4 protein-coding genes and 1 pseudogene are annotated in these 4,625 nt (G+C 66.9%); all 5 read left to right on the forward strand.

Features of this window, described 5'->3' with window-relative positions:
* Window positions 1-861: extracellular solute-binding protein (locus tag ACRDP3_RS06765; protein WP_431515914.1), on the forward strand; the 861-nt coding region annotated here is incomplete at its 5' end.
* Window positions 862-911: 50 nt separating this feature from the next.
* A complete protein-coding gene (locus ACRDP3_RS06770; protein WP_431515915.1) occupies window positions 912-1,841 on the forward strand; it encodes a carbohydrate ABC transporter permease in 930 nt (309 codons plus the stop codon).
* Complete coding sequence (locus ACRDP3_RS06775) at window positions 1,841-2,782, forward strand: carbohydrate ABC transporter permease (RefSeq protein WP_431515916.1); 942 nt, start codon at window positions 1,841-1,843, stop codon at window positions 2,780-2,782. The genes ACRDP3_RS06770 and ACRDP3_RS06775 overlap by 1 nt, the downstream gene beginning before the upstream one ends.
* Before the next feature lie 157 nt (window positions 2,783-2,939).
* Window positions 2,940-4,196, forward strand: a complete 1,257-nt coding sequence (locus tag ACRDP3_RS06780; protein ID WP_431515917.1) for an ROK family transcriptional regulator — start codon at window positions 2,940-2,942, stop codon at window positions 4,194-4,196.
* Between the two features lie 206 nt (window positions 4,197-4,402).
* Window positions 4,403-4,625, forward strand: a pseudogene (locus tag ACRDP3_RS06785) (ABC transporter substrate-binding protein); the annotation flags it as partial.

Genomic DNA, 4,625 nt, shown 5'->3' on the forward strand with positions numbered 1-4,625 from the left:
CAGAAGGCGCTCGACAAGCTCGACGCGGAGTACCCGGAGACCTGGGACGACATGCTCAAGGTCTGCGCGAAGGCGAAGAAGAAGGGCATGGCCGGCTGGACCTACGCCGGCAAGCACCCGTACTACCTCCCCTTCAGCCTCTACCCCTTCATGGCCAAGATCGGCGGCCCGAAGGTGCTGGAGGCCATCGACAACCTGGAGCCGGACGCCTGGAAGCAGCCGGCGGTCAAGGCGGCCCTGGAGGCGTACTACGAGCTGTACAAGAAGGGCTACGTCCTCGACGGCACCCCCGGTCTGGACCACATCGAGTCGCAGACCGCGTGGAACGAGGGCAAGGCGCTCTTCATCCCGAACGGCTCCTGGGTGGAGAACGAGGCGAAGAAGACCACCCCGAAGGACTTCGAGATGCGGGTCGCCGCCCCCTCCGGCCTGGACAGCGGGGACGAGATGCCCTTCGGCACCATGTGGGCGTCGGGCGGCGAGCCGTTCGTCGTGCCGGCCAAGGCCAAGAACCCGGACGGCGGCATGGAGCAGCTGCGCATCATGCTCGGTGAGGCCTCCTCGAAGAACTTCACCAAGCAGGTGTCCTCGCTGACCTCGTTCGACGGCGGCACCGACGGCCTGACCCTGCCGCCGGGTCTGACATCGGCCGTGGCCGCCCTGGACAAGGCGGGCAAGAACATCATCAACCCCCGTATCCAGGACTGGTACGTGGCCCTGCAGAAGGAGAAGATCGGCGTCGCCTGCCTCGGCGAGATGATGGCCGGCCGCCTCACCCCGGCCGAAACGATCAAGAAGGCTCAGAAGTACACCGACGAGGCCCGGGAAGACGACGCCGTCACCCACTACAAGCACAAGTGAGCGGGCGTCACCAGCGGCGGCAGGCCACAGCGGATCGGAGTCGGTGAGTAATGGAGCACGGCAAGTACCGGTTCATCGTGGGGTTCCTGATCGTTCCCCTCACGATCTACGCGGTCTTTGTCATCTGGCCCTTCATCCAGTCGATCTACTACTCGTTCACCGACTGGACGGGTCTGAGTCCCGACTTCAAGATGGTCGGCTTCGACAACTACACCAAGGTGCTCAGCGACGACATCTTCTGGAAGTCGCTGCAGCACAGCCTGCTGTTCCTGCTGCTGCTGCCGCTGGTGACGATCAGCCTGGCGCTGTTCTTCGCGTTCATGATCAACGTCGGCGGGCGGCGGCGGAAGAACTCCGCCGTCTCCGGCGTGCGCGGATCCAGCTTCTACAAGATCGTCTATTTCTTCCCGCAGGTGCTCTCGATCGCCATCGTCGCCCTGCTCTTCCGGTTCGCCTACAACCCGCGCAGCGGCGCGATCAACGCGGCGCTGGACGGGGTGGGCCTGTCCGGGCTGAAGGCGGCGTGGCTGGGTGATCCGAAGACGGCGCTGTGGGCCGTGATGGTGGTGATGGTCTGGAGTACGGTCGGCTTCTTCGTCGTGCTCTTCTCGGCCGCCATGACCTCCATTCCGCGCGACTACTACGAGGCCGCTCTGCTGGACGGGGCCGACCGGATCACCACCTTCTTCCGCATCACCCTGCCCCTGCTGTGGGACACCGTGCAGTCCGGCTGGATCTATATGGGCATCCTGGCGCTGGGCGCGGAGGCGTTCGCGGTGGTGCACATCATGACCGTGGGACCGAGCGGTGGCGGCCCCGCCTACTCCACGACCGTCCTGCCGCTGTACGTGTACCAGAAGGCATTCCGTGACGGGCAGGCCGCCTACGCCACCACCATCGGTGTGGCGCTGCTCGTGGTCACCCTGGCCTTCGCGGCCGTCGTACTGAAGCTCGGTCGCCGCGAGAGGCTGGAGTACTGATGACGAGCACCGACACCCTGCCCGAGGAACCGGAGACGGAGCCGGAAACCGTGAGCAAGGTCCTCACCGGGGACCCGCTGCGCGGCACGGCCGACAAGGAGAGCGCCAAGGGCAGCGAGGGCAAGACCCTCAACGTCTTCTCGCACGGGATGCTGGTCCTGTGGGCCGTGATGGTGGTGATGCCGCTGCTGTGGGCGGTGATGACCTCCTTCAAGGACGACAAGAGCATCTTCACCTCGCCCTGGGCGCCGCCGACCTCGTTCAACTTCGACAACTGGTCGCGCGCCTGGAGCCAGGCGCACATGAGCGAGTATTTCTTCAACACCGTGCTGGTGGTGGGCGGTTCGCTCATCGGCACCATGCTCTTCGGCAGCATGGTGGCGTACGTGTTGGCCCGGTTCGACTTCCCCGGCAGCCGCTTCCTCTATTTCCTGTTCATCGGCGGGATGAGCTTCCCGATCATCCTGGCTCTGGTGCCGCTCTTCTTCGTCATGAACAACACCGGGCTGCTGAACACGCGGCACGGCCTGATCCTGGCGTACATCGCCTACTCGCTGCCGTTCACCACGTTCTTCCTGACCTCCTTCTTCCGCTCGCTGCCGACCTCGGTGGCGGAGGCGGCACTGATCGACGGGGCCTCGCACACCCGGACCTTCTTCCAGGTGATGATGCCGATGGCGAAGCCCGGGCTGATCAGTGTGGGCATCTTCAACTTCCTCGGGCAGTGGAACCAGTACATGCTGCCGACGGTGCTCAACACAGACCCGGACCAGCGGGTCCTCACCCAGGGGCTGGTCGAACTCGCCGCGAGCCAGGGCTACAAGGGGGACTGGTCGGGACTCTTCGCCGGTCTGGTGATGGCGATGCTGCCGGTGCTGGCGGCGTACATCATCTTCCAGCGGCAGGTGGTCGCCGGTCTGACCGCGGGGGCGCTGAAGTAGGCGCGGGACCCCGGGGGAGAGCACGCTCACCTTCTGTGTCATGCCCTACAGATGAGCGCGCGCTTCGTTCAAGGCCTTGACGGGAGAGAACCGCTCGGGCTCTGCTTAGAGTTCAGGTGTTGGAGGCATGCGGTTTCGAGGCGGGAGTGGATCAGTGGTGGAGACCCCGGGGTCACAGTCCTCGTTGCACCGGGCGAATCTCGAGCGGGTGGTGCGGGCCGTACGGATGGCGGGCTCGCTCACCCAGGCCGAGATCGCCCGGACCACCGGGCTGTCCGCGGCGACCGTCTCCAACATCGTCCGGGAACTGAAGGAGAGCGACACCGTTCAGGTCACCCCCACCTCCGCCGGCGGGCGGCGGGCGCGGGCGGTCTCGCTCAGCGGTGACGCGGGCGCCGTCGTCGGCGTCGACTTCGGGCACTCGCACCTGCGGGTCGCCGTCGGCAACCTCGCACACCAGGTGCTGGCCGAGGAGTCCGAGCCGATCGACGTCGACGCCTCGGCCGCACAGGGCTTCGACCGGGCCGAACAGCTCGTCCAGCGTCTCGTCGCCACCACCGGCATCGACCCGGAGAAAGTGATCGGCGTCGGTCTCGGCGTCCCGGGACCCATCGACGTGGAGACCGGCGAGCTGGGTTCCAATTCCATCCTGCCGGGCTGGAGCGGCACCCACCCCCGCGCGGAACTGGCCTCCCGGCTGGGTGTGCCGGTCCACGTCGACAACGACGCCAACCTCGGCGCGCTCGGCGAGCAGGTGTGGGGGAACGGCCGCGGGACCGGCGATCTCGCCTACATCAAGGTGGCCAGCGGCGTCGGTGCCGGCCTGGTCATCAACGGCCACATCTACCGCGGCCCCGGCGGGACGGCCGGCGAGATCGGGCACATCACGCTGGACGAGTCGGGTCCGGTCTGCCGCTGCGGCAACCGCGGCTGTCTGGAGACCTTCACCGCCGCGCGGTACGTGCTGCCGCTGCTGCACTCCAGCCACGGCACCGACCTGACCATGGCGCGGGTGGTCCAGCTGGCCCGCCAGGGCGACCCGGGATGCCGCAGGGTGATCGGCGACATCGGCCGGCACATCGGCAGCGGCGTCGCCAACCTCTGCAATCTGCTCAACCCCAGCCGCGTCGTGCTCGGCGGCGACCTCGCCGAGGCCGGTGACCTGGTGCTGGGCCCGGTGCGCGACTCCGTGGCGCGGTACGCCATCCCCAGCGCGGCCCGCCAGCTGACAGTGGTGCCGGGCACCCTGGGCGGGCGCGCGGAGGTGCTGGGCGCGCTGGCGCTCGTACTGAGCGAGATGGGCGACGCGACGCTGCTCGACTCCGCGGCCGCCTTCCCGGCACGTACGACGCCCGCGGCCGCCGGTTCCTTCAGCCGCCGGTCGCCGGTGGTTGCCGTCGCGGCGTCGGTGTAGCTCCGCTCGGTCTGCCGGGTGCCTGAAGTGACTCCGATCCGGGCCCTTTCCGTCACGCAGCGTTCTTCTATGCGTTCACGGACATAACGAATGGCATCGTTGCCGTCTCGTTAATGATTTACTTCTTGACGCTTGACTTCCGTGCGAGTTGACTTCCGACCACCTCGGCCGCATCGACGCGGCCTCGTCAGGGAGGTTGGAACACCATGAACGCAAAGCTGCGTCGCGTCGTCATCGGTACGGCGGCCATTTCGATGGCCGTGTCTCTCGCCGCCTGTGGCAAGGCCGGGGGTGGTGACGGAGGCGGCGACGGTGGTGGCGACAACAAGACCATCGGTCTGCTGCTGCCGGAGAACAAGACCACGCGCTACGAGACGTTCGACCGTCCGCTCATGGAGAAGAAGATCAAGTCTCTCTGTTCGGACTGCG

Origin of the sequence: Streptomyces sp. (assembly GCF_050698815.1) — a bacterium.
Classification (GTDB): domain Bacteria; phylum Actinomycetota; class Actinomycetes; order Streptomycetales; family Streptomycetaceae; genus Streptomyces.

Bases quoted from the DNA above. Each gene is read 5' to 3' on its own strand.
- ACRDP3_RS06770 (WP_431515915.1), top strand. From the start codon at position 912: ATGGAGCACGGCAAGTACCGGTTCATCGTGGGGTTCCTGATCGTTCCC.
- ACRDP3_RS06775 (WP_431515916.1), top strand. From the start codon at position 1,841: ATGACGAGCACCGACACCCTGCCCGAGGAACCGGAGACGGAGCCGGAA.